Origin of the sequence: Paenibacillus vortex V453, assembly GCF_000193415.1 — a bacterium.
Classification (GTDB): domain Bacteria; phylum Bacillota; class Bacilli; order Paenibacillales; family Paenibacillaceae; genus Paenibacillus_AQ; species Paenibacillus_AQ glucanolyticus.
Map to the genome: position 1 here is coordinate 675,178 of NZ_ADHJ01000037.1, position 24,438 is coordinate 699,615.

General features: G+C 48.6%; 21 protein-coding genes and 2 pseudogenes. 6 read left to right on the forward strand and 17 right to left on the reverse strand.

Annotated elements, in window-relative coordinates; all coding sequences use genetic code 11:
- The first annotated feature begins 14 nt into the window (after nt 1–14).
- The 5 genes from PVOR_RS20990 to PVOR_RS21010 all read left to right on the forward strand — a co-directional run bounded on the left by PVOR_RS20990 (nt 15) and on the right by PVOR_RS21010 (nt 6,010).
- Nucleotides 15–1,553 carry a response regulator transcription factor gene (locus PVOR_RS20990; protein WP_006211483.1) on the forward strand — a complete coding sequence of 513 codons (1,539 nt, stop codon included), beginning with the start codon at nt 15–17 and terminating at the stop codon, nt 1,551–1,553.
- A 146-nt stretch (nt 1,554–1,699) separates the two neighbouring features.
- A complete protein-coding gene (locus PVOR_RS20995; RefSeq protein WP_006211484.1) occupies nt 1,700–3,040 on the forward strand; it encodes an ABC transporter substrate-binding protein in 1,341 nt (446 codons plus the stop codon).
- A gap of 123 nt (nt 3,041–3,163) precedes the next feature.
- Complete coding sequence (locus PVOR_RS21000) at nt 3,164–4,063, forward strand: carbohydrate ABC transporter permease (RefSeq protein ID WP_006211485.1); 900 nt, start codon at nt 3,164–3,166, stop codon at nt 4,061–4,063.
- Between the two features lie 5 nt (nt 4,064–4,068).
- Complete coding sequence (locus tag PVOR_RS21005) at nt 4,069–4,902, forward strand: carbohydrate ABC transporter permease (protein ID WP_006211486.1); 834 nt, start codon at nt 4,069–4,071, stop codon at nt 4,900–4,902.
- A gap of 76 nt (nt 4,903–4,978) precedes the next feature.
- Nucleotides 4,979–6,010: a glycoside hydrolase family 88/105 protein gene (locus tag PVOR_RS21010; protein WP_040680805.1), complete on the forward strand. Its 1,032-nt coding sequence runs from the start codon at nt 4,979–4,981 to the stop codon at nt 6,008–6,010.
- A gap of 110 nt (nt 6,011–6,120) precedes the next feature.
- Here the strand turns inward: PVOR_RS21010 and PVOR_RS21015 are convergent.
- Together PVOR_RS21015 and PVOR_RS21020 are read right to left on the reverse strand one after the other, a co-directional pair.
- Nucleotides 6,121–8,188 (reverse strand): annotated as a pseudogene (locus PVOR_RS21015) (peptidoglycan D,D-transpeptidase FtsI family protein).
- Between the two features lie 27 nt (nt 8,189–8,215).
- Nucleotides 8,216–8,833 (reverse strand): NUDIX hydrolase, encoded by a 618-nt coding sequence (locus PVOR_RS21020; protein ID WP_006211488.1) that lies wholly within the window; start codon nt 8,831–8,833, stop codon nt 8,216–8,218.
- Nucleotides 8,834–9,021: 188 nt separating this feature from the next.
- On the opposite strand from PVOR_RS21020, the gene PVOR_RS29825 reads away from it, so the two are divergent.
- On the forward strand, nt 9,022–9,324 hold the full coding sequence (locus PVOR_RS29825) for a hypothetical protein (protein ID WP_234973031.1): 303 nt from the start codon (nt 9,022–9,024) through the stop codon (nt 9,322–9,324).
- 133 nt (nt 9,325–9,457) lie between these two features.
- Here the strand turns inward: PVOR_RS29825 and PVOR_RS21025 are convergent, their stop codons facing one another.
- From PVOR_RS21025 to PVOR_RS21085, 15 genes and pseudogenes are all read right to left on the reverse strand, one after another.
- Entirely contained in the window at nt 9,458–9,808 is a 351-nt protein-coding gene (locus tag PVOR_RS21025) for a potassium channel family protein (protein WP_006211489.1), read from the reverse strand.
- Nucleotides 9,809–9,898: 90 nt separating this feature from the next.
- Entirely contained in the window at nt 9,899–10,474 is a 576-nt protein-coding gene (locus PVOR_RS21030; protein WP_234973032.1) for a hypothetical protein, read from the reverse strand.
- Nucleotides 10,475–10,522: 48 nt separating this feature from the next.
- Nucleotides 10,523–13,852, reverse strand: a complete 3,330-nt coding sequence (locus PVOR_RS21035; protein WP_006211491.1) for a DEAD/DEAH box helicase — start codon at nt 13,850–13,852, stop codon at nt 10,523–10,525.
- Nucleotides 13,853–14,207: 355 nt separating this feature from the next.
- Nucleotides 14,208–15,096 (reverse strand): annotated as a pseudogene (locus PVOR_RS21040) (TIGR01777 family oxidoreductase).
- A 163-nt stretch (nt 15,097–15,259) separates the two neighbouring features.
- Nucleotides 15,260–15,634, reverse strand: coding sequence for a hypothetical protein (locus PVOR_RS21045; RefSeq protein ID WP_234973033.1), 375 nt, complete (start codon nt 15,632–15,634; stop codon nt 15,260–15,262).
- Nucleotides 15,635–15,658: 24 nt separating this feature from the next.
- The gene (locus PVOR_RS32115; protein ID WP_234973034.1) at nt 15,659–15,829 is read right to left on the reverse strand and encodes a hypothetical protein; all 171 of its coding nucleotides are present in this window, start codon (nt 15,827–15,829) and stop codon (nt 15,659–15,661) included.
- Between the two features lie 24 nt (nt 15,830–15,853).
- A complete protein-coding gene (locus tag PVOR_RS30750) occupies nt 15,854–16,027 on the reverse strand; it encodes a hypothetical protein (RefSeq protein ID WP_006211492.1) in 174 nt (57 codons plus the stop codon).
- 25 nt (nt 16,028–16,052) lie between these two features.
- A complete protein-coding gene (locus PVOR_RS21050; protein ID WP_138917805.1) occupies nt 16,053–17,273 on the reverse strand; it encodes a glycosyltransferase family 4 protein in 1,221 nt (406 codons plus the stop codon).
- A 53-nt stretch (nt 17,274–17,326) separates the two neighbouring features.
- A complete protein-coding gene (locus PVOR_RS21055) occupies nt 17,327–17,938 on the reverse strand; it encodes a hypothetical protein (RefSeq protein ID WP_006211494.1) in 612 nt (203 codons plus the stop codon).
- A 269-nt stretch (nt 17,939–18,207) separates the two neighbouring features.
- On the reverse strand, nt 18,208–19,302 hold the full coding sequence (locus PVOR_RS21060) for a hypothetical protein (protein ID WP_376165156.1): 1,095 nt from the start codon (nt 19,300–19,302) through the stop codon (nt 18,208–18,210).
- A 61-nt stretch (nt 19,303–19,363) separates the two neighbouring features.
- Nucleotides 19,364–20,293, reverse strand: a complete 930-nt coding sequence (locus PVOR_RS21065; protein ID WP_006211496.1) for a phosphotransferase family protein — start codon at nt 20,291–20,293, stop codon at nt 19,364–19,366.
- Nucleotides 20,294–20,327: 34 nt separating this feature from the next.
- Complete coding sequence (locus PVOR_RS21070; protein WP_006211497.1) at nt 20,328–21,221, reverse strand: PhzF family phenazine biosynthesis isomerase; 894 nt, start codon at nt 21,219–21,221, stop codon at nt 20,328–20,330.
- A 195-nt stretch (nt 21,222–21,416) separates the two neighbouring features.
- Nucleotides 21,417–22,334 carry a glycine betaine ABC transporter substrate-binding protein gene (locus PVOR_RS21075; RefSeq protein WP_006211498.1) on the reverse strand — a complete coding sequence of 306 codons (918 nt, stop codon included), beginning with the start codon at nt 22,332–22,334 and terminating at the stop codon, nt 21,417–21,419.
- A gap of 64 nt (nt 22,335–22,398) precedes the next feature.
- Entirely contained in the window at nt 22,399–23,055 is a 657-nt protein-coding gene (locus PVOR_RS21080; protein ID WP_006211499.1) for an ABC transporter permease, read from the reverse strand.
- The gene (locus PVOR_RS21085; RefSeq protein WP_006211500.1) at nt 23,052–24,185 is read right to left on the reverse strand and encodes an ABC transporter ATP-binding protein; all 1,134 of its coding nucleotides are present in this window, start codon (nt 24,183–24,185) and stop codon (nt 23,052–23,054) included. Before PVOR_RS21085 ends, PVOR_RS21080 begins: the two co-directional genes overlap by 4 nt.
- Nucleotides 24,186–24,438: the final 253 nt, after the last annotated feature.

Consider the following 24,438-nt stretch of genomic DNA (forward strand, 5'->3'; position numbering starts at 1 on the left):
GGAGGGATTGTTCGATGTATAAGGTTCTGCTTGTGGACGATGAACGAATTATTCTGGACGGCATATCCCAGATGGTAGACTGGCCAGCATATCAGACCATACTTGCAGGCACTGCCCAGAACGGGATCCAGGCATATGAAAAAATCATGAGAGAGGCACCGGATATCGTTGTTTGCGATATTCGCATGCCCGGACTGGATGGGCTGGAGCTCGTAGCCAAAACCTACGCCTCCCATCCCCATATCAAATTCGTGCTGCTGTCTGGCTTCGGCGAATTTGAGTATGCCAACCGTGCCATGCAGTACGGCGTGAAGCATTACCTGCTGAAGCCTACCGACGAGATCAAAATCGGCGAAGCCCTGAAGGAGGTCATTGGCGAACTGACGGCATTGCAGCATAAGGAGTCATTCATTCAAGAGATGAAGGGCCGCCTCCGCAAGGTGCTGCCTCACGTCAAAGAGCAGGTTCTCAAGGAGTTTGTCACCAACAAAACCTATGGACGTCATGACCTGGAGGAATACCGCAGCTTGTTTCAATACAGCTTCGATCAACCCGTGCGCCTGCTGTTGTTCCAGCTGGAGGGCAACGTGGAATTTGAGCATCAATTCGCCGTAAAGAATATTGCCGAAGACCTCCTAGACTCCACCCTGCTGAGCACTACCATTGGGCAGCAGGTTCTGGTGCTTATCGAGAATCGAGACGATGAACAGCTCCATCAACAGCTTCAGGATATCCGCTGTACCTTTAAACAGTATTACAAGATGGATGTAACGATCGCCATTAGCGATCCCGGGCCTGTTACTCTGGCGCGGAAGCTCTACCGGGATACATTGCAGTGCCTCAACTACCGCTTCTACTTGGATGAAAGCGGGATGATCACCACAGAGGATACCCTTCATAGTGGCAGCCTGGAGGGAGGTTTTGTTCTCGATGAGGAACGACTGTGCATGCCTGTCCGATCCGGTCACCGCAAAGAAGCGGAGCTTGCCCTGGCAGAATTCGTTCAAGAGCTGAAGCGGGCGCAGCTCAGCATTGAACTGACCAAATCCTACGTGATCCAGCAATATGTGTCCCTCATCCGTCTAACCGACCCTGAACAGATGCAGCAGCGATATGCGCGGATTCCGGAAATCGCCGAAATGAGCACCTTGCAAGCCATTCAAGCATTTCTCGAAGACACGGTAAGGGAAATTACGCAGCGAAACTTCGAGCAGAACAAAGTCAAATACAATGCCATCGTTCGCAAGGTCGTTGAGATCATCGAACAGCAGCTTGGGAACTCGGAGCTTACGCTCAATCTGGTAGCCAATGACATGCTGTATATGAACGCAGACTATCTCGGCAAACTCTTCAAGAAGGAGACAGGCGAGAAATTCTCCAACTACGTGATGAAATTACGGATGAAGCGTGCAACCGAAATGATGCAGAGCGACCCGGATATCAAAATATTCGAGATGGCCGAGCTGCTTGGTTTCGGTGACAATCCTCAATATTTCAGTCAGGTATTCAAGAAGCAGATCGGCTGTACACCCTCCGAATTTATGAAAAAATAGAGGTTAACTTGTACGTACATCTCTGCTTTTTAAACAAACTGCACGGTTTTTTTCCTTACTCTTTCCCCTCTAACACAAGATAATTGGGAATGTAAGCACTAACATTTATGGTCGATATGGTTTATTAACAAAGGGGAGGAAATGGAATGAAAAAAGTATTAACCGCAGTTCTGATGTTTTCCCTGATTGGAAGTTTGATCGGCTGTTCGGGCGGCGGTGCTGCAGAGACGCCAGCAAGCAATGGGACCGGAACCGAGACACCGCCAGCTGCTGCGAGCGATAGCAAGGATCCGGTCAAACTCCGCATTGCATGGTGGGGCGGACAATCCCGGCATGATTACACCCTGAAGGTCATTGAGATGTATGAAGCTCAGAATCCACACGTCACAATTGAGCCTGAGTACGCCCCGTTCGATGATTACTGGAAGAAGCTCGCTCCCCAAGCGGTGGCCGGCGGACTCCCGGACATTATTCAGATGGACATCTCCTATCTGAATCAATACGCAGGCCGGAATCAGCTGGCTGATCTGAAGCCGTTCACCGAGAGCGGCGAGCTGGATGTGGCCGACGTCAGCGAGAATGCGCTGAGCGGAGGCGAGGTCAACGGCAAGCTGGTTGCCTTGAATCTCGGCGTGAATGCACTCCAAACAACGTTCGACATCGAGACAATGAAGAAGAATGGCATTGACATTCCATCCAAGGAATGGACTTGGGACGACATGGACAAAATGGGGGCCCAAGCCAAGGAAAAAGGACTGCAAATCGGGGGCTTTGCTTACCGGCATGACGTCTTCTTCCCCTACTATCTAAGAACCATCGGCCAGAAAATGTACAGTGCCGACGGCAAGACGATCGGATACGGCGATGACCAGGCGTTCATCGATTATTTCACCCGCTACCAGAAATGGTACGACAACGGATATATCCTGTCTCTGGATAAGGAAGCCCAGAAGAAAGGCGTAGCCGAAGAAGATGAAATCGTTCTTGGCAACTCCATATCGGGTACCGGCTGGTCCAACCAGTTCCTCGCCGTGGCCAATCTGGTGACTGATCGTCCGTTGGAGCTGAATCCCATGCCGGGTCCCGGAACGAAGGACGGTCTCTTCCTGAAACCTTCCATGTATTTCTCGGTCACCGAAACCTCGAAGCATAAAGAAGAAGCCGCCAAATTCATCAGTTTCTTCATCAATGATATCGAAGCCAACAAGCTGATCAAGGGCGAACGCGGGGTGCCGGTATCCGCCAAGGTGAAGGAAGCGCTCAAACCGCTGCTGTCAGAGAACGAAGCCAAGATCTTTGACTATGTCACTTGGGCGGAAGCCAACAGCACGCAAGGAGATCCTCCGAATCCAATCGGAGCAGTTGAGATTGAGAAGCTCCTGCGCGATCTCAGCGAACGCATCCTGTTCAAGAAAATCTCGATCGAAGATGCCGCGGCTGAGTTCCGCAAGGAAGCCAACGCCATTTTGGCCAGATCTCAGCAGTAACCAGAACATGGTTAGACAAGGCATCTCCCGCACGTCTTACCTGTGTGCGCAAGAGATGCCTTTTTTACATCAATGACCCCAACACGGGGCGTTATCAAATCTGAATTGTAGGGGTTGAAGATCATGAAGAGACTCCGTGAGAACGAGCATATTACGGGTTATGTATTCTCTGCTCCGTTCGTTCTTGGCTTTCTCATCTTTACGTTATATCCCATCCTGTCATCCCTGTATTATTCGTTTACGAATTACAACCTGATGGAAGCGCCCAGGTGGCTCGGTCTGGCCAATTATGAACGATTGTTTCTGGAGGATGACAAAATCGGCAAGTCGTTTCAGGTCACCTTCACCTATGTATTTGCAAGTGTCCCCCTTCGCCTCATCTTCGCCCTCTTCGTTGCCATGATTCTGAATACCGCTACCAAGGCGGTAGGACTGTACCGTTCTGCCTTCTACCTGCCATCGCTCATCGGCGGCAGTGTGGCTGTAGCCATCATGTGGCAGCAAATCTTCGGTGACAAGGGGCTCGTGAACTCTGCCCTGTCCCTATTCGGGATTCATTCCACCACGTCTTGGATCGGGAATCCCAGCACGGCACTCTGGACACTGATCGCTTTATCGATCTGGCAGTTCGGTTCTTCGATGATTATATTTCTGGCCGGGCTCAAAAATATCCCGAGGGATTACTATGAAGCCGCCAGCGTGGACGGCGCCAACGCGGTCCATCGCTTTTTCAAGATTACGCTGCCCATGTTAAGCCCCATCATTTTATTTAACCTGACACTTCAGACCATATCGGCGTTCCTCACTTTCACCCCCGCCTATATCATATCGCGCGGAGAAGGCGGACCGCTGGATCAGACGCTGCTCTATTCACTTTACTTATACCGTAAGGCGTTCTCGCATTTTGAAATGGGTTACGCATCAGCGCTTGCCTGGATCATGCTTCTTATCGTCGGTGTCCTGACCTTGCTCATCTTCAGATCATCTACCCGCTGGGTTCACTACGAGTCGAAAGGAGATTGACGGTTATGACCAAATCCAGACGCATCCTCTACCACACCCTGGTCGGATTGTTCGCCCTCGGCATGACCTATCCGATTCTGTGGCTGGTGGCAAGCTCGCTTAAGCCCAATCATGAAATATTTACGACCGCCTACAGCCTGATTCCAAGCCGGCTTGAATTCTCGAACTATGCCACAGGCTGGAAGGGCTTTGCAGGGACCACGTTTGCTACCTTCTTTACAAACTCGTTCATCATTGTCATCATCTCCACGATCGGGGCCGTGGCTTCCTCCGCCCTTGTTGCCTTCGGTTTGGCTCGAACCCGGTTCTTCGGACAGCAGTTCTGGTTTGCCTGCATGATGATTACGATGATGCTGCCGCATGATGTGGTGATCGTCCCGCAGTACGTGATGTTTGCCAAGTTCGGCTGGCTATCATCCTTCAAGCCGTTGATTGTACCCCAATTCTTCGGCATTCCGTTCTTCATCTTCCTCATCATGCAGTTCATCCGCACCATTCCGAAGGAGCTGGATGAAGCGGCTAAAATAGATGGCTGCAGCAAATACGGGATATTCTTCAGGGTGGTCGTGCCTCTGATCGTGCCTGCTCTGATTACTTGCTCGATCTTCTCCTTCTACTGGAGATGGGATGATTTCATCAATCCGCTCATCTACTTGAACAACCCGGAGAAATATCCGGTGTCTCTTGCCTTGAAGCTGTTCCTCGATGGAGAGTCGCTTAACAACTGGGGCGGGATGTTCGCTATGGCTACGCTATCGCTGCTGCCGGTCGTCATCGTTTTCTTCATCTTCCAGAAATACATTGTGGAAGGGATCAGCACGACCGGACTGAAAGGATAATCAGCTTATTTTGATTCCCATGACACGATAACCTTCCCTTCTGATCAGGAGGCCCATTATGAAAGGAGTAACTGTTATGCCAACACTCGTCTTTGATGAACAGCGTATTGAGCAAGTGATCGACCAGGTGGTTGACCGAACCTTCCGCATGGATTTTAGCTGGGATTGGCCGGGCGGAGTCGCTTTTTATGGAGTATGTGAAGCCTACGCTGCAACCGGAAAGAAGAACTATATGGAGCAATTAAAAGCTTGGGTGGACGAAAATATGGAGGAGGGCCTGCCCAAGCTGTCGGTGAACGGCGTCTCCATCGGCCACTCGCTGCTTTCCCTGTACGAAGTTTATGGGGATGAGCGTTATATAGAAACGGCCAAGGAAATGGCCGAATTTCTTACGCAGGATGCACAGCGTTTCGGCAACGGCATCTTTCAGCATACGGTGAACTCCGAAACGTATAACTTTCCGGAGCAGGCGTGGGTCGATACGATGTTTATGGCAGGATACTTCCTGCTTCGGATCGGCGTAATGCTGGACCGTGAGGATTACTTCGAGGATGGCTTGAAGCAGTATCACGGCCATGAGGATTGTCTGCAGGACCCTGTCACGAATCTGTATTACCACGGCTGGGACAACATCGCCGGCAATCATATGTCCGGCGTCTTCTGGTGCCGGGGCAATGCTTGGGCCGCCATCACGATGGCACGTGCCCTGGAGCTTGTGCCGGTCACGCATCCATCCTTCATGATCATCGAAGGCTCGCTGCGCGACCAGCTCAGCGCCCTGGTCCGGCTGCAGCATGAATCCGGCCTGTGGCATACGATTACGACCGATCCGCAATCCCCGCTGGAAACGTCCGGCTCGGCCGGCATCGCCGCCGCCCTTCTGACCAAAGGACGCATCTATAATAAATACACGCAGAAATCGATTGACGGGATCTTGTCTAAAATTACAGAGGACGGCACCGTCAGCGGCGTGTCCGCGGGAACAGCCGTTATGAAGGACACCGCGGGATACAAAGGCGTGCCGGATAAACGCATTCAAGGCTGGGGTCAGGGATTGGCCTTGACCTTCCTGGCGGAAGTGCTGAAGATCAGGAAGAATCCTTATTGATCATCGGGAGCACAACAAAGGCAGGTTGAAGAGGATAAGGCTCACTCTTCAACCTGCCTTTAACTATATGCATTATGCACAAGCAATTGATTATGGAGAAAAAACCTGAATCAGTTATCCCCTGACTCGTCCGGGCTGCCATCCTCTGCCTGCTCGTCAGCCTTCTTCGGATACGGCGTTCCATCAAGGCCATATACTTCTTCATAAGCATCGAATATTTTCCGTGCGATTGGCGCGGCGCTTTGCGAGCCGAAACCGCCTTCCGGCACAACAACGGCGACCGCCAGCTTCGGGTTATCGCGCGGAGCAAAGGCGATGAAGACGCCGTTATCAAGGTTAACACCTTTATATGATTGCTCGGATGTACCTGTTTTGCGGGCAAAATCATATTTAAAATCTTCGAAACCCGCGATACCTTGTGTATTCATCCCCTGTTTAATGATTTGCCAGTATTGCTTGGGAAAATGAACTTCATTAAGGACCTCGCGCCCGAATTCCTTGACCACTTTTCCATTCTGATCCGTTATTTTGCTGACCAGCTGCGGCTTGATTCGCTTGCCTTCATTTGCCAGCATCACCGTGTATTGAGCAAGCTGTAGAGGGGTGTATTTCCCCTGCTGACCGAAGGAAGCGTAGGCTAACGCCGCCAGATTACTTCCCGCTGCTTTTGTATCCGTATAATTTTTCAGTCCTTTATGCTCCTTAGGCAAACCACTCCCCGTTACTACTCCAAGACCAAACTGCTCCATATACTGATCCCAGACCGTAACTCCCTTCTCGCCGCCATACTTGTTGACTAACCTTTTGCCAACCCAATCGATCATGAAGGCATTCGATGATTGCTGAATCGCTTGCTGAGGTTTAATGGGTCCGATTCTATGGCCGCTGGAGTTACGAATTTTCGTTTCGCTTCCTTCCCGACCTATCGAAGCGTACCCTTGATCAGGATACGTATCATTAGGGCCAAATAATCCTTCATTCAACCCGATCAGTACCGTCAACGGCTTGATAACGGAACCGAGAAAGATCATGGATTCGAACCCGTGTCCCGATCTGCCTGATCCGTATATCGTGATCGTGCCATTACCCGACGAGTCCACGACATCCTGCGTAATTTTGCCTCCGCTTCCCCACACATTCGAGTCGTAATCCGGCATGCTGGCCATCGCTACCACATGGCCAGTATCAATTTCCATGGCGACGGCATAGCCGGTGACAGCATCCTTATGAAGTTTGCCCGACACAGGGTTGGTATGAAGATATTGAAGCCGATCCATAATGGCCTGCTCAGTTGCGACCTGAATGTCCTTATGGATCGTGGTGTGGATATTCAGGCCTTTTTCGGGGGCAACCATCGTCGGTACGCCATCCACCATATTCTGCGGATTAATCGGAATACTGAGATACCCGCTCTTGCCGCGCAGCTCCTCCTGGTACATCCGCTCTAATCCGTCATAACCGATCCACTCTTCTTCCGTATAAATTAATCCCGGATTATCCTGATCCTTGTTGCTCTGATCAATAGCCTGATAATCCTTAAGGTCTTTAGAACCTTTGAACTTCTTTAGATATACCGATCGTCTGAACCGCCACCGTATCCGGATCATAATGTCTCACATTTTCTTCCACAATCTGGATGCCGGGGAATTTGGCACGGTTCTCCATGAAATAAGCGATTTCTTCCTTGGTCAAATCTGACTTGATAAGTCTGGGTTCATAGCCATGCTGCTTGATATATTCCAGATCCAGGTCATCCATCACATTCTTTACAGTCTTCTGTTCGATGTTCGGATCCCCATACTTGTTAAAGACCTGAACGATCCGCTTAGCCATCTCCTCCGCTTCCGGCCGATTGGCTTTCCCTTTGTCCGTCTTCTCGCTGTAATCCTTCATGAGTGTGATATACAGGGAATTCGAAGCTGTAGAGTAGGCAAGTTTCTCGCCAGAGGCGTCGATGATGCTGCCCCGGATCGGCTGCAGCGGAAAGTGCTTCTGCTCTCCCCCGGATTCCTGGCTAGCCAGCTCCGGGCCTTCAACGAACTGCAAGATGGCCAAGCGCACGATAATGATACAAAAGATTAAAAAGGCACTGAAAAAGAAAATGTTGATCCGTCCATGGAATCTGCTCTTCGTTTCCTCTTCATCCGGTACGTTTTTGTAAGGTCTAAAGCCCATCACATTGTCTACGCTCCTTTGTTATATGTATTAATCCAGCCATATCGGCAGATGCGGGTTGTTCTCGAATTCGAAGATTCGCTGCAGCTGCTCCTTGGTATTCCGTTCTTCGGACAGCGGCGGCAGCTCGTCCTTATGGAAAAAACCGACCGCAGAGGTCTCGGTTCCCACTCCTGCCGATCCACCCGTAATGTCGCACTGAATGAACATTTTGTACACATGGAAGGCAGAAGGCGGATGGTTATGAAATTTCTTGTCCAACACGGCAAGCAGCCTGGCTGCACGTACTTCATACCCCGCTTCTTCCTTCACTTCTTTCACAACAACTTCGGACGGAGACAGACCAACATCCGCCCAGCCTCCCGGCAGCGCCCAAGCGCCGTCTGCCTTCTCCTTCACCAGCAGCAGCTTCCCGTCTTGAAAAACAACCCCTCGGACATCGACCTTCGGCGTCTGATACCCGGTTTCACTAGCAAACAGCGTTCGAATCATCTCGTTGCCTGCGCCCGTATACTCCTGCATGATCGTGATGCTAAGCTCCCTCAGCTGCTCAAACCGCTCTTTGTCATAGACGTCCTTCGTATATTCCAATCCGGCTTGACTGATCGCCTGCATCTCTTTTGCCCACTCTAACCATTTCAATGTCATGTGCTTCATCCTCTTTATAAGAATCTCATATTATATAACGCCTGCTGCTTATGATTGGTTTATAATGGAAGTGTTTGATTTCAAAATTATAACATATTTACTAGCCCATGTAGGAAGATCGTGATAGATAAGGGGGATTTCCATCAAAACGAAAAGCAAACGCGCGATACTATACGTGCTCCTGCTCATTGTCATATTCGGAAATCAAGCTGCTTCGAAGCGGATATTCATGGTGCAACGAAGATCATTGCTCCACGACGGATTCAGCCATGCCCAGGCTTGAAGATATGACGCCGGTTATAGCCACAGGCGGGGAGCGGTCATACAAAACGACACCGCCCGAAGGCATTAACGGTTTCACCCTTACAAAACCTGACGGAGCCCGGCAACGACGGGTACACCCTACCGTACCACCCCCGGTTCCTACCTATACGAAATTCAGTGTACATGGCCTCTGGACCAGGGACGCGCCAATTTTTATTTTGCCGTGACAGTGGAGTAGAACTGCCATATGTGGGTATAAACATGTTGGTGTTCCTATGGACTCAGTTGAACCCTTCAATTTTCAATGGCCCATAAAAAAAACAGCCCCGGTTGAATCCTGGGCTGCTTTTCGTTTGATCTCTATGACGGCGTCGATTTCTTCTCTTCTTTTTGATTGGTTCGGATTAGGGCATACGCCAATTGTCCAACCATTCCGAGGAACAGGCCTGTTCCGACAACAATGTAAACCATCGTGAAGGTTTTTCCAAGCGGTGTCTGCGGTACGAATTCCGGATGGCCTATCGTGCTCAATGTCACAACGCAGAAATAAAGAGCGTCCAGCACCGATAACCCCTCTTGTTTAGTGTAAAACATCGTACCGGATATCAGCATGATGACAATCAGGACGAACAGCGCCAGAAAATACCGCTGCTTAAACGCTCGAAACAATCCGCTTAAGAGACGCTTTAATGTTAATACAAAAGATAGCATACCGATAACCGTCCTATTCTATGACTGGAGTATACGTTATAAATACCACATTCTTCTATTATATCAGTGTTTGCAGCTGATCGACTATACTCAGGGATGAACGGAGATAATATTTCCTTCCGCGTCTATACTGCGGAATATGAAACCCCCGGTCTGTCCGTAGGGTAATGATTCATATTCCACGGCATACCCTTGTTCCACATCCATTTCGATATATATCCCGGACGAAGCTTTAATTTGATCCAGATTATCGATCAGCTTATCTTCCCATGGCTCATTGGTGACCAGAATTTTCTTACTGTGGGGCTCAAGCGTTTCAACCGCCAGCAGCGTGTCGTACATCCCGTCACCATTCCGGCTGGCGGACCAAATGCGTGTGAAGGGTCCCTCTTCCTTCCTGTGTTCCAGAACGACGGCATTCTTGACCCTGTGCAGCAGTCCCCATTTACTCTCTACGGCTGTTACGATCTTCACATGACCATCATGCCAGACGATCAGTTTGTGCTGATCCCCGATCTTCTCGTAGAGCTTATCCCCCGTATAGGCGGGATGGAAGCGGCGCATGGCCTGCTCTTCATTGTAGACATAACCGCCGAAGAACAGCGGCATGTAACTGATGACAACCACTACAGCGGCCAGTATGAAAAAGATTGTTTTTTTCATCATCACATCTCCTGCCATCTCTTAAAAACTTCCGCAACCTGATCAGATCCGTTAGCCCTGAAGTGTCAGCAGCTCCCGAATTTCCGCCTCGGTCCAGCTAGGCAGCGACTCTTCCCCTGGCTGAACCAGCTCCTCAATCAGGTTTTTCTTCTTCTGCTGCAGTGCATACATTTTATCCTCGATCGTATCCTGAGCCACTAGGCGAATCACCTGCACAACCTTCTTCTGACCGATGCGATGCGCCCGGTCTGTGGCCTGCTGCTCAACGGCCGGATTCCACCACAAATCGTACAGGATAACCGTATCGGCCCCCGTCAGGTTCAGGCCCGTTCCACCGGCCTTCAGCGATATCAGGAATACCTCGCGTTCCCCCTCGTTAAAGCGCTCGCAGAGCTCCACCCGTTCGGCAGACGGGGTCTGCCCATCCAGATAAAAACTCGGAATCCCCCGATACCCAAGCTCTCCGGCAATCAGTTTCAGCATCCCCGTAAATTGGGAGAATACCAGCATCCGCCGTCCTGCAAGACGACATTCCTCGATGGTCTCCAAGAGCTGCTCAAACTTGGCCGAACTTCCCTCGTAGCCTTCAACAAAAAGGGCCGGATGACAGCAGATCTGCCTCAGGCGGGTAATGCCTGCCAAGATGCGAATCCGACTCTTCTGGAAGCCGTCCTGCGCCAGATGCTTGAGCGTCTCTTGTCTTAATTTTGCAAGATAGGCGGTATACAGCTTCTTCTGCTCCATGAGCAGACCCGATGCCTGAATCGATTCGATTTTCTCCGGCAGTTCCTTCAGCACATCCGACTTCAACCTGCGCAGCAGGAAGGGACGCACCCGCCTTGCCACGGTTTCTTTCGACAATTCATGGAAGGCCTTTCGGTCACCGAAGAGAGCCGGGAAGACGGCATCATAAATGGACCACAATTCCTCCAGACGGTTCTCTACAGGCGTGCCTGTGAGTGCAAACCGATAGCGCGCATGAAGTGTTTTTACGACCTGAGCCGTTTGGGTTGCATAATTTTTGAAGGCTTGGGCTTCATCTAATATTAACGCTGCAAACGACAGCTTTGCATATCGTTCCACATCTCTGCGAAGCAGCGGGTAAGAGGTAATGATAACATCCGCGCTGCCCGCGCTTTTGATAAGCTGCCTCCGCTCGGTCTGCACCCCGTCAGCAATGACAGCCTTGATCTCCGGCGCGAACTTCTTGAGTTCGTTATGCCAGTTGTAGAGCAGTGAAGCCGGCGCAACGATGAGCGCAGGTTCTTTATGTTCTCTGATCTCAGGAAGCACCGACAGAATGAAAGCGATGCTCTGAATGGTTTTTCCCAACCCCATATCATCTGCCAAGATGCCGCCGAATCGATAGTGGGCCAAGGTCTTCATCCACTGAAAGCCTAATTTTTGATAATCCCGAAGGATGGGTTCAAGACTGGGTGGAACCGCAAAATCCAGATGATCCGGATTCTTCATATTCTGAAGCATTCGGCGCAAGGATCGGCCAAGCTGAACCGTTGACCCGGAATCCTCCCAATCCATCAGCTGCAACCCTTGGACCGCCGGTAATTTAAACGCTGTACCATCCGTCGATAGCCAAGGGCCAATCCGATTCATCAACGCAACCACCGCCTGGAATTCATCACTTTCAAGCGGTAGAAGTGCTCCGTTAGGCAATCGGTGATATTTACGCTTCTCCTCGAGCGATTTGACGATTTCCCGGATTTCGGCTTCCCGAATTCCCTCCATATCGAACTTCAATTCAAGCCAGTCCGTCCGTTCATCAATATCCACTCGAACTTTGGCACCCATAGGTTCTGTAAGAACACGTTCCTTCACGGCCGTTGTTGCATAAACCACCAGCAGTTTCTCCAGCTGCGGGACTGTATGATACAGAAACTCATATTCGGCAGCTTCATCGGTCATAAAAAAGCCGTCATCGGTCTTGGCGAAGGAGGCGTCCTCCATAAGCGTAAGAATCCGCTGCTCCGCCTCACCATCGCGAACCAGGATCGAGCTGCTGTCCCGTGCTGCGCGGTGTCCTCCCAGCGGATTGATGGTGATGTCGCCGTATTGAAAATCCAGTCCCGCTAACAGCCGTCCACGAACCCGATCCAGATACAGCTTCGCTTTTAAGGGTGTTTTCACGATCCGGTCTGATACGGTCTGTGCCACATGAACGCTGCCAAGCTTCATTAGTCCCGGAACCACCCGCTCCATAATGGACTCCATCATCTCCGGCTGAATCCGGATCTGCGGTTTAAACGATGTTTCCAGCAGCAACTTCATCTCGGCCAGCCTCCGGCAAGCATCCAGCTCTATGTCAATCAGCTTCCCGTCCGCAATGACTAGCCCGTATTCCTCGAGAACGGTCATGCGATCCAATCCCTCTATCTTCATAAGATAGTGATCATCCCCATCTTCATCAAATTCGAATTGGAGGGGGATTGGATCTTGACTAAACTCCAGCTTATCCGTGAGGACCCCATCCAGGGACAAGAGGGAATCAACGGAACGATCCAGCATTGCCCTGACTTCGGGCCAAAACGTCGGAGGTATGATCAGCATCCGGTCGCTGCCCCCGTTTCTGCCATGGTTAGGCATGGCCAGCGTCTGCTGCAGCATCCGTTCATGATCGTAAATGCGGATCAGCGCTTGAAGGATATCGTCGTCCTCTTTCTTAAAGCTGTGCCGCTCCGGATCATAGACGAAATTCTTCGTGAACACACAGGATTGTCCGTGCTTCAGGCACATCAGGAACTCTCTGATCCGATGGACGATATATAAGCGTTTCTGACCTATTCGCAGCTCAATGCCAAACAGATGTTGTTGATATCCGTAAGGGAATAATTTAAAAATGCATTCCAGTTCCAATACCTCACGCGTATCAAAACGGGAGGCTGCCGTGGACCTTTGGCTCCCGGAATAAGAGAACAGACCGAGCAGCTGGCTGCTCAACACCGCATCATCCTCGCTACCGCCGGAACCTCTGCGCAGCTCCGCTGAGAACCTGGGGGTCATGCCTCCATCCTCGCTATGCTTGCGAGCAGAAGTATGCAATAACGACGGATAAGGACGTTTTGGCGCTTCTGCCGTCTGTTCAATATCCCGGATGTTCAGGAGCACCGCTGCAATATGTCTGCATCGCTTACGGGATAATCCATAGTCGGTGCAGCTGCATTCGGCGAGTACATCTCCGTTCGAGTCAATCTCTGCATAGACGATGCCGGACTCCCTGTCCCTCACTTCCGCCTCGTACTTCCGGCTGTCGGGATCTTGAATCCGCATCGTTACCTGCCCATCTCTATATAAGACCCCACCGCGATCGTAGGAGCTTTTTCCGCACAATAGCTTGATCACCCGTTCGGTCAGCTGGTAACCCATAACCACTATCCTTTCTCTCAATACTGCTAAAAAACAGTATACCACTTTGTGGCGAGTGGCTAATAATACACTTCCATTGATTTATTCGCTGAGCTTTAGGCATCAAAAAAAGAACCTGCGCTATGGCAAGTTCTTCTTCGGTTTCTCCTAGATCCACGCCCAATTGCGATTCTCTTATTCACGTTCTACTTTATAACCATATCCAAAAATTCCGATTGAGAAAGGGTATATCATTCTCTTTCGCCCATTCCTGAAGCTCATGTATGGATCGGTCTTCATTCTCCAAGAATTGAAAATGGATTCTAGATGGAACAATCCGGCTGGAAGAGAGCCTTCAGAAGAAGTGCTCCTCTCTTTACTTCTTCACGATCTCCGTCAATGCCTTATCCAGTGTATCGTACTTAAAATCAAACCCCGACTTCATCAGTCTGTCGGGAATAACCCATCGGCTTTTAAGTATAAGCTCCGTTTCGGTCTGGATCATTCGGGCCCCGAGCTCGAGCAGCCACTTGGGTGACGGCAGTCCGAACCTTCGGTTTAACGCCTGCCGAAGCAGCTTCATCAGCTCCCTATTTGGTACCGGATGCGGGGATGCACAATTGAAGATACCACTCAGCTCTTTATTCTCCTGCAGGAACAGAACAATCCGGTACAAATCCTCGACATGAATCCAACTGAACCTCTGGTTGCCTGTACCCTGCTCTCCACCCAGCCCGTACTTTACCAGATTCATATAGGGTGTCATAACGCCGCCGTCAGGACCTAACACAATGGCAATACGCAGCGCAATTTGCCTTGTGCGGTCAAGCGGGAATGAGAAAAATGCCCGTTCCCATTCTTCCGCTACCTTAACGGAAAAACCGGAGCCAATCTCTCCCGATTCCTCCGTCATCGGCCTATCCTCGGCATGTCTGTAGATAGTAGCGGTACTGGAATTAAACCACGTGAGGGGGAGGATTCTCACAGGCTTGAATGGCCCTTCCCAATCGTTTCGTTGTATCGATTCTTGATTTCAGGATCAGCTCTTTATTCCGTTCATGATATCGACAGTTTACGGATTTGCCCGCCAGATTAATGAGCATATCGGCTCCCTCCAGCGCTGCAACCATGCCTTCATGATCGTCCCACGAAATATGCCCTTCCTGGCGGGATATCATATATACTTGTGCTTGTTCACTCGTGAATTTTTTCTCAAAATAACTTCCTATAAAACCTGTTCCACCGGCCAGAACGATCTTTTTCATAGAATAGAATCAGCTCTCTTTTCTAAGTTATATCTGAACTACCTCTTTCCATTTATCGAAAGTCCATTACACTATACCATGAATCAAGTACGGGTTAAACGCAAAAACATCTTCTTCACAGAAGATGTTTCAACAGAAAGGGATTCAAGATCGGCGTAGCTTCCTACATGCCTTTCATGGAATACAAATACGTGGAGAAATCACGATCGATGTAATCTTTAAAATGCCGCTTGTCGGCCACCGGGAACTGATCCAGTTCCTCCGTTGTCCATGTGCTTAGATGAGCTTCAAATTCATTGCCATATGCCGCGCCCTGCGGCCAGTTCGTTCCAATGGGGATATTCAAGAGAACAAATCGGGATTTCTGAATACAGGTCTGCAGCAGTGCAAGACCACGCTCTTTTGTAAAGTGCTCCAGAACGTCACCCAGAATAATCAAATCGAACTGCCCCGGCTCCACTACCGCATGAAGATGGTCAAATGCATCCGCAACATGAATCTTGTTATAGAAACACGAATGATAAGAATCGACGTTCACCGGATAGATCTCTATCCCTTCGATTCATGTGTTCCAATACGCGCGAAATACCCGCCCTTCCCATACATCCAAATACTCACGGCAAATCATCCCCCAACGGCCGAACCCAACGCCAACGTCCAGCACGGACTTAGGAGATACATACCGAATCAGATCTACACAATAAGATAAATTCTGCCAGTTCGATGTTCCCATTCCACCCACCTCCGTTCTATTCTCCTACACCATGTTCATCATCATATTAATAATCCGATAATCGGGTATGAAATAATCCTTGGGAAGCCGGCTTATCGTCAGCTCCCATACTTCTTGATTGACCATTATAAAAGGGTGGGTATGCTGGGATAAAAACAGGTCCCGATACTGATCTCCAGGTACCTCTGTCGAATTCATGGTCCACTCCCCCTTCTTTGCAACATCATTTCTTGCTTATCTCTTTCCGGTAGACTTCAAGCACACGCGTCACCATAGTATCCAAACCTCGATGGGCCAAAGCCCATTGCCGTGCTTGTTCCCCCAGCCATTGCCGGTATGTTTCATCTTCGAGCAATCGATCCAGGTGCGCCATCAGCATATCCTCATCCCCCGCCGGAAAAAGAAGACCGTTCACCTCATGCTGAACCGCTTCCTTCAAACCGCCTGCGTCCGATGAGACTACCGGTAATCCTGCAAGCTGTGCTTCCATCACGGAATAGGACAAGGTCTCCATCAAACTCGGCATAACAAAAATATCCGCTATGCCAAGCAATACTGGAACATCATCGCGCGAGCCCCAAAAATGCACAGCTTCCCCTATACCCAGCTGATCCACACGTTCTTCGTACATGGAACGCTGATCCCCGTCCCCAACCAGCCAGCACACCCAGTCCTGACGGATGTTAAACAGCTTGCCGAGGGCTTCCAGCAGCACATGAATGCCTTTTTCAGAGCTTAGTCTGGAGGTGCTAATCATTACTTTCTTACTCTCTGGCCGGGACAGATCATGCTCCATCTTCATTCGATTGTCAAAGCTCGATATGTCCATTGCATAGGGGATCAGTGATATCTTTGACTCCGGCAGTGCAAAATGAGACACCATCACTTCCTGCAGCCACTTCGAAGCTAACATGACATGATCACTGAAAGAACCGCCTATATTCTCAATCGACCTGTAATAATTCCATACGAGGGGAGCGCTGGAAGGTTTAATGCCCTGATCCGTCTGAAGCATATCTCGTATCGTGAAAGCCACGGAGGCATGGATGCTGGTAACCAGGGGTATCCGAGCAGGTTTCACGCGACTTGCGGCCGCTGCGGCCAGCACATCCTGGGCATGAATGACATCATATTGCTCCAAGCCCAAATACGTAAGCGACAGCTCAAGAGATAATCGCTCGGACTCGGCATACCTGACCCAATGATCTGTGAATATAGGGGAGGTTGTCGGAAGCTTATATTCCAGCATCGGTTTAAAATGGCTCTTGAGTACCTTCCGGTTGTCCTCTCCATATATATAAAAACAATCAATTCCGTCACCCATCATGTCGACCTGGTGCCCGAGAGCTTCAAGTCCCTGCTTTACCTGCAGCATGTACTTCCACAGTCCCCCGACATGAGGAATCATGAATATCGTAACGAGCAGTACCTTCAAGTTTCTCACCCTTCCCGAACGCCCCTATCGTCATCAACAGCTCCATGGGAGTGCAAACCTATCTACAGAATCGGTTCCCCTAACCGGCAGTGGTTAAACTCCTCCCTCGTTAAATGAACAATCTCCTCCACTCTCCATCGATAGAAAGAGAATACGGAGGGACCCTCGATTTTTCGCAGCTTGTTTCGCTCTCCATAATAAATCAATCCGTTAGGAGCACTGTATACTCTTCCGTTCACCAGGGAATGCGTGAGCAGCGTTGCATCATGAATCGGATCCCCTTCCGGAAGGAAAGCGATCAGTTCATCCGGCAAAGTCACTACGCTTGAATAATGAAATCGCAGTCTGTCGTAAATTTCGCCCGATGCAATCGGATGAAGCAGACCATCGGTCCATAGGTAAATTTCCGAACCGCTGCTTTTCACCAGAAGAGTTGCAGGGCTATTCGTTCTAAAATCCCCATAGATGTTCACCGGCGTGCCGGTCTCCATCTCTTCCAGCACCGACTCCTCCAATACCACAATGCCCTCTGCATTTAATCGATAGGAATGGAATGTCTCCGTATCAGTTACAGGACGTTTCTTGCCTCGCTCATACAAATAAATAGCAGGATGTATTCCCCGAATCAACGTGCCCTCCGGTACGCTTCTCCTTACCCTGTCGATATGGTTCATGACGTTCCCGCCCCTTCAATTCAACCTAGTCCAGTATATTCTTTGCCCTCCATTCTGGACTCGTCAGTTAACTATTCCATTTCACACATTTAACCTTCTTGTTGTTGGTGATTGGCATTCTTGTTGATACCCGTTTTTAAACAAGACCAAAAAACCTTCATGGCTGTGAAGGTTTTGGATAACGGATTGACAATGAAATATGTCATCCGCTGTGTTCTGAGATAAGCAGTAAGTCCAAGGTGGGAATGACTTTGGACTTCCCCTATGGCTCATTCTTTTTTTATAATGCCTGTACCACACGAAATCCCGGCTTCTGTTAGCGTAATTCGAGGGCAATCCATTATGGATAAAATTTCATCGATATCTGTTATTTCAAATGGGAACACAACACCGGATATCTCTTTGTTTATCGCTATTTTCGCTAATGCGGCAGTGAACATCGCTGTTGTATGATAATCAGAAAAAGTAGACAATACAAACGTTTTGACACACTGCTGGTTCCCGATTACTCCCTTTACCTCAATAGAGAGAGAAGCCTCCTCAGGTTGCGCAGGATTATGCTTCACATACTTAACAAGGACATTCGCATCAAATTTAAGAATTCTAGCAAGAATACCAGACCGTTTAAGTAAACCTACAAAGATATTGAACATATTGTTGTTCCACGCGGTCCAATAATGAATCTGTTCAACTTGCAGTATTTCTCTTAAAAAAGCTCTTTCAGCATGCTCGATTAACCGGACTTTTCGATTGCGTAATGAACTGGAGAACATCATATTTCTTTTTATCTTAAAACCCGATATGGTAGCTGATTGTTGTCCATCGTGACGCCTAACATCTTGGCTTATCATTCGCAGCATATCTATAATGCCTGAAACTCCGGCTTTGGCATTCGTGCTTTGCAACAATCCCACGTTGACTTCTGTAATCTCGCTAAACGGAGATACTGCCTTCTTAACGATTAATCCAGATAATCCCGGGAAAAAACCTGACATTACTATCGATCCAATCTCATTATTTACCGCATCGTAGTGCAAGGACCTCGTCTCACACACAAAGTCATAAAACACCGTTACATCGATACATCGAACTTGGTGTTTAATACAGGCATGTTGAATTAGCGGCTGCTGCTGTTTGGCTGACACAATTACAAGATCAATATCACAAACGGCCTGTTCGATACTCTCTTTATGAGTAATATCTAATAAACGAAATTGAACTTGTTCACCTAAAGAAACTGCCGTGTTTTTACCTCTGTCTGCTTTATAATCACTTACGACCAAGCTTACGTTATGAGTAAATATCCGAAGGACTTCCAGACAAATCCATGTACCAAGAACACCTGATGCACCTACAACCATCATTTTTTTCACGAAATGATCAGCTCCTACCGAGACCGCATTATCCCAACTAGCATCATTGGGTCTATGAATCTATCAAAGACATGATACGATTTTTTATGAATTGATAGCTGTTGGCGTCATCCTTCTTCGCATAAAAACGGAGTGCATCCAGCGTTTTAAAGAGCTGATGGCACAGCAGCCTCTCTTCAAAATAAGGAATCTCGACACCGCGCTCCGTCATAGCTTGCAGCAGCCTTTGTGGAAATTCCAGCATCGGATGCCATATGTGAAGAACAGCGACATCCAGCATAAAGTCTCCGTACATCGCCATCTCCCAATCCACAATCCCTGTCACAAACGGATCCTCGCCGAGCATATTGCCCAGATGAAAATCACCATGTACCAGATAGCGTTCTTGAGGTGAGTATTGAGCAAGCCCGAGCATCGTGTCATAGACTTCTTCAAAAAAATCTTGTTCCAGAAAACTGCTCTCATATAAGCTCTTCCATCCATGATGGAACCCCTCTTGCTCCTGATCAAAAAAAGATTCCAGGCAATCAAGCCACGAACGATGGGACGCCTTTCCTTCCGGGGTAATCCAGCCAAATCCTTCACCGGAGTCCCCAACACTTACCTGGTTTATAAGTATAAAATGATGGACTAAACTCGGAATAAGATTTCGGATTTGCTCCGGCTCCAGGGCACTAATCGGTGTGCCCGATACCTTGTCTGAGATGGAGTAGTGAATATCCCCAAACTCCCCTATCTTGTGAATGCGGGGTATGGGCAAGGATGGTGCGCCGTACTTATTGTAAATATAGAGCTGTTTATCAAGACTTTCCCTATTGCTTTTGAAATGAATAACATAATCAGCATCGCCCTTCCGATAACTGAACACCTTGCTAAGCTCACCCATCTCTATAGGTGTGACCTTCCTCACGGTCTCGCCTTCAATATGATTCAGATGCTCAATCGCTAAATCCAAAGTCATCTCAGGTTTAAATGTTTTCATAACATACGCCCCTTCTTACGTCCCTCACTCTAAGTCATCCATCAATATGAACATCGAACTCCCGTACAAAAACCGCCGTACCGGATATATATACGTCCATCTTGTTTTGATTACGATTCACTTGAACATGGACTCTGCCGTCTTTACCCATCTCTTGGCCTTGTTCAACGATAAATTGCGCGGAGGGCAGCTCGGTGTTCAGATAAGTTAAATAATATGCTCCCATTACGCCGGATGCGGTCCCTGTCACCGGGTCCTCGACTGTGCCTGAATAGGGTGAAGAGAAATGTCTCGCATGCATGAAGGAAGAATCGTCCATCGTCTCCATACAGAACGGATGCAGCGAGGCCTTTGGATTTTCGGTTAAAATGTCCGGAAATAACGCATTGTTCGGGACCATCCGATCAAATCCGCTTAACCCTTTCACCGGCACCAGTAATGTCCATATTCCCGTGCTTCCGTATACGATGGGCATCGATAGATCCAAATCCTCGCGTTTTAGATTGATAGAGGCGGCCAGTTGATCAACATCACCTTCAAAGGGAATGAATTGAGGATGATCCTGCTTCATCTTCATCGTTAACCGATCTTGTTCATGAAGGAATTCTATCGGCAGCACACCCACGTTGGTTTCAATCCACACGGTTTCTTTCTCTGGCAGCAGCCCCTTGGTTCGCAATGCATACATAGATGCCATGGTTGCGTGACCGCACAAGTTCATTTCGTGACCCGGAGTGTAATACCTCAAGCGGATATCTGCCTTCTCAGACTTTAAAATAAACGTGGTTTCATTGAAGCCGACCTTGCGGGCGATGGCTAACATTTCTTCCTCGGTCAGCGTATCTGCATGCAAGACAACGCCGGCAGGGTTCCCCTTATTGGGCTGAACGGAGAATGCATCATAATGAAGAACGGGCACCATTTTCATCTACTAATCCTCCTTCCTCTATCATCTATGAAATGTGTTGGAAATTTAAGAGGATTTTACCATTAGACATTGCTTAAAATCCAGAACAAATTTGACCTCTGCCCTGCCCTGAGGGCCCCCCATCTCCTTTGTATGCGAGAAAACTAAATGCACGCAAAAAAACCGGTCTAAAAAGACCGGTTTTGCTGTGCTGCATTATCCTTCGATCAAGCCTTTTTTCACCAGGAAGTCTCGAGCTACATCATCTTCCTTCAATCCTTCCATATCCACCTGAGCGTTCAACTCCTGCATTTCAGCATCCGTAATCTGTCCCTTGAGCAGGTTCAGCACGTCCTCAATCTCCGGATATTGGTCAAGCGTATCCTGACGAATGACGGGACCGCCATCATATGGAGGGAAAAATTGTTTGTCATCCTCCAAAATCACCAGGTTATGCACGATAATCTGTGCATCCGTGGCATACGCGTTCGTTACATCCGTCTCACCTTTCTCAATGGCCTGGTACATGATTCCGTGGTCCATCCCCTTGGAATCTTTGAAATTCATGTCATACAGCTTCTGGATTCCCGGATAGCCGTCATCCCGATCCAGAAATTCGAACTCTACGCCGAGTGTCATTTCATCCGAAACCTTGGCAAGATCACTGAAGGTTTTAAGATTGTATTGATCTGCCGTTTCCTTGGTAACAGCCAAAGTATACGTATTGTTCATACCGAATGGCTCCAGGAAGGCAAGATTATCCGCCTTAAGCAGCTCTCTTGTCTTGCTGAGAGATTCTTCCGATGTCCCTGTCTCTTCTTGATAATAATTGGCTACAATGGTGCCCGTATAATCGGGGAACAGCTGAACCTCGTTATTCTTCAGCGCGTTCCATACTACGTTGGAGCCGCCAAGATTCACGGTTCTTGTCACTTTAATATCCGTTTTGGCTTCGATCAGCTCAGCCATCATATGCGCCAGAATGACGTTTTCCGTGAAGTTCTTGGAGCTGACGGTTATTTGTTTATTGCCCTCGGCGGCTTGATCCCCATCCGAATTTCCACCGCAAGCAGCTAGAACCATACCAATCGATGCCAGCATTCCCAATACAACCATAATCTTTTTTATCTTCATTCGTACCTCCTGTGCTACCTTATTATTTTTATGAAAACATCCTGTTGGGTCTATCCTATTACAATTACACCTTTAGTCCTTTTGGGGTCGTTGCCTTTTCAAGCAATCCCAGCAAATAATCGATGACAAGTGCCAGAAGAGCTGCCGGGATCGCGCCCATTAAGGTTAACGCTTCAATGTTGCGCTGAATTCCAAGGAAGATGAATTCACCTAATCCACCCGCTCCAATAAAGGCAGCAAGTGTCGCTGTACCTACATTGATAACCGCAGCTGTTCGAATGCCCGCCATGATGACACTCATCGCCAGAGGCAATTGCACTTTGAACAAAATCTGTCCACTCTTCATGCCCATCCCTCTTGCTGCCTCAACCACCGATTTATCAACCTCCGTAATGCCTGCATAGGTGTTGCGGATGATTGGCAGCAGAGAATATAAAAACAATGCCGCAATGGCCGTTTTCATCCCGATGCCAAACAACGGAATCATAAACCCAAGCATCGCCAGACTCGGAATGGTTTGCAAGATGCCTGCAGTACCCAGCGTAATTCCCTTTAATGCCTTAATCCGTGATATTAATATTCCGAAAGCAATACCTATAATGACTGCCAGAAGCATGGATATCAGGACGAGCTGGATATGAACACCCAATGACTGAATCAAGTCATCCCCACGGCTCTCCAGCTGCTGTTTCATTTGTTCCCATAAAGATCGATCTCTCATAATGTCTCCTCCTCTTCTCCCACCCATTTAGCGGCAAAAGCGGTCAAGAGACTGCTTCTCGTAACGATTCCGGCAATGGTGCCGTCTACTGTAGTTACGGGAATGACGCCATGTGGCGCTTGTGTAATCAAGGACAATGCGTCCCTTGCTGTAGCCGTATCCTGAAGTACAATCGTAGGCCATGTCATGATTTCCTCGATCGTACGGATTCCCTCCATTTTGGCGGCGAGATCATAGGCAGATACAATCCCAAGTAAGTGGTTTGATTCATCGCCAACGAGCAGGGTATCCGTTTTCCGCTGTCGCATAAAGGCAAGTGCTTTGCCCGGAGTCCTGTCCGGATATGAGGTAGAAGGATTATCCCGCATCACATCGGTGACCGGAATGTATTCGGGGTTTTGATAAATTCGATTTTTACCGATAAAGCCTTCCACGAATTCATTCGCCGGCTGGCTAAGAATTTGTTCAGGTGAATCGAATTGCACCAATTCTCCGTCTTTGAGAATGGCGATTTTATCGCCGAGCTTCAGTGCCTCTTCCATATCATGCGTTACAAATACGATGGTTTTCTTTACTTCTTTTTGCAATTTCAATAACTCATCCTGCAATTGCTCTCTGGTAATGGGATCGAGCGCTCCAAAGGGCTCATCCATCAGGACAACTTCGGGATCGCCTGCAAGAGCTCTCGCCACGCCTACTCTTTGCTGCTGCCCACCTGATAGCTGCTTCGGATATCTTTTGGCAAACACATCAGGGTCTAATCCCACCAGACGGAGCATCTCGAGAACGCGCTCTTTCTTCTTGCCTGCGTCCCATCCTTTAAGCTGAGGAATAAGTCCGACATTCTCCTCAATCGTATAATGCGGGAACAAACCGATCTGCTGGATAACATAACCGATGTTCTTTCGCAGCGTATCGGGATTTTCCTTCGAGATATCTTTACCGTGGATGTAAATCTTTCCGGATGTGTTCGGTATTAGGCGGTTAATCATCTTCATCGTGGTGGTCTTCCCGCATCCGCTCGGTCCGATCAGCACCAGGATTTCTCCTGATTCCACTTCAAAATTAATATCTTTCACTGCTTCAAAACCATTGGCGTATTTCTTGCCGACATGTGCAAATTTCAGCATATATACCCCCCTTTTTTTTGTGATGCAACAAAAATTAGCTTACTCGCTAATTCTTTTACCCACTGACCAAGCTCTCCAAACAAACCAACTCATTTAGCATTCATTTGTAAGTACAACTAATACTATACCAGACCTTAGACCTACTGACAACTTATCATGAACTAATAGATTGTTTGTTTAAATATGGTAGGATCCATTTCTCATAGCAAAAAAGCCGCCAGAATGAACTGCACCCCATTTGTTAGACATATCT

Excerpts from the sequence above, each read along its gene's own strand:
- PVOR_RS32115 (WP_234973034.1), bottom strand. The coding sequence starts at position 15,829 with ATGGGAACATCGAACTGGCAGAATTTATCTTATTGTGTAGATCTGATT.
- PVOR_RS21085 (WP_006211500.1), bottom strand. The coding sequence starts at position 24,185 with ATGCTGAAATTTGCACATGTCGGCAAGAAATACGCCAATGGTTTTGAA.
- PVOR_RS20995 (WP_006211484.1), top strand. The coding sequence starts at position 1,700 with ATGAAAAAAGTATTAACCGCAGTTCTGATGTTTTCCCTGATTGGAAGT.
- PVOR_RS21025 (WP_006211489.1), bottom strand. The coding sequence starts at position 9,808 with ATGCTATCTTTTGTATTAACATTAAAGCGTCTCTTAAGCGGATTGTTT.
- PVOR_RS30750 (WP_006211492.1), bottom strand. The coding sequence starts at position 16,027 with ATGAATTCGACAGAGGTACCTGGAGATCAGTATCGGGACCTGTTTTTA.
- PVOR_RS21000 (WP_006211485.1), top strand. The coding sequence starts at position 3,164 with ATGAAGAGACTCCGTGAGAACGAGCATATTACGGGTTATGTATTCTCT.
- PVOR_RS21060 (WP_376165156.1), bottom strand. The coding sequence starts at position 19,302 with ATGATGGTTGTAGGTGCATCAGGTGTTCTTGGTACATGGATTTGTCTG.
- PVOR_RS21005 (WP_006211486.1), top strand. The coding sequence starts at position 4,069 with ATGACCAAATCCAGACGCATCCTCTACCACACCCTGGTCGGATTGTTC.
- PVOR_RS21035 (WP_006211491.1), bottom strand. The coding sequence starts at position 13,852 with ATGGGTTACCAGCTGACCGAACGGGTGATCAAGCTATTGTGCGGAAAA.
- PVOR_RS21020 (WP_006211488.1), bottom strand. The coding sequence starts at position 8,833 with ATGACATTGAAATGGTTAGAGTGGGCAAAAGAGATGCAGGCGATCAGT.
- PVOR_RS21080 (WP_006211499.1), bottom strand. The coding sequence starts at position 23,055 with ATGAGAGATCGATCTTTATGGGAACAAATGAAACAGCAGCTGGAGAGC.
- PVOR_RS21010 (WP_040680805.1), top strand. The coding sequence starts at position 4,979 with ATGCCAACACTCGTCTTTGATGAACAGCGTATTGAGCAAGTGATCGAC.
- PVOR_RS21030 (WP_234973032.1), bottom strand. The coding sequence starts at position 10,474 with ATGATGAAAAAAACAATCTTTTTCATACTGGCCGCTGTAGTGGTTGTC.
- PVOR_RS21075 (WP_006211498.1), bottom strand. The coding sequence starts at position 22,334 with ATGAAGATAAAAAAGATTATGGTTGTATTGGGAATGCTGGCATCGATT.
- PVOR_RS20990 (WP_006211483.1), top strand. The coding sequence starts at position 15 with ATGTATAAGGTTCTGCTTGTGGACGATGAACGAATTATTCTGGACGGC.
- PVOR_RS21055 (WP_006211494.1), bottom strand. The coding sequence starts at position 17,938 with ATGAACCATATCGACAGGGTAAGGAGAAGCGTACCGGAGGGCACGTTG.
- PVOR_RS21065 (WP_006211496.1), bottom strand. The coding sequence starts at position 20,293 with ATGAAAACATTTAAACCTGAGATGACTTTGGATTTAGCGATTGAGCAT.
- PVOR_RS21070 (WP_006211497.1), bottom strand. The coding sequence starts at position 21,221 with ATGAAAATGGTGCCCGTTCTTCATTATGATGCATTCTCCGTTCAGCCC.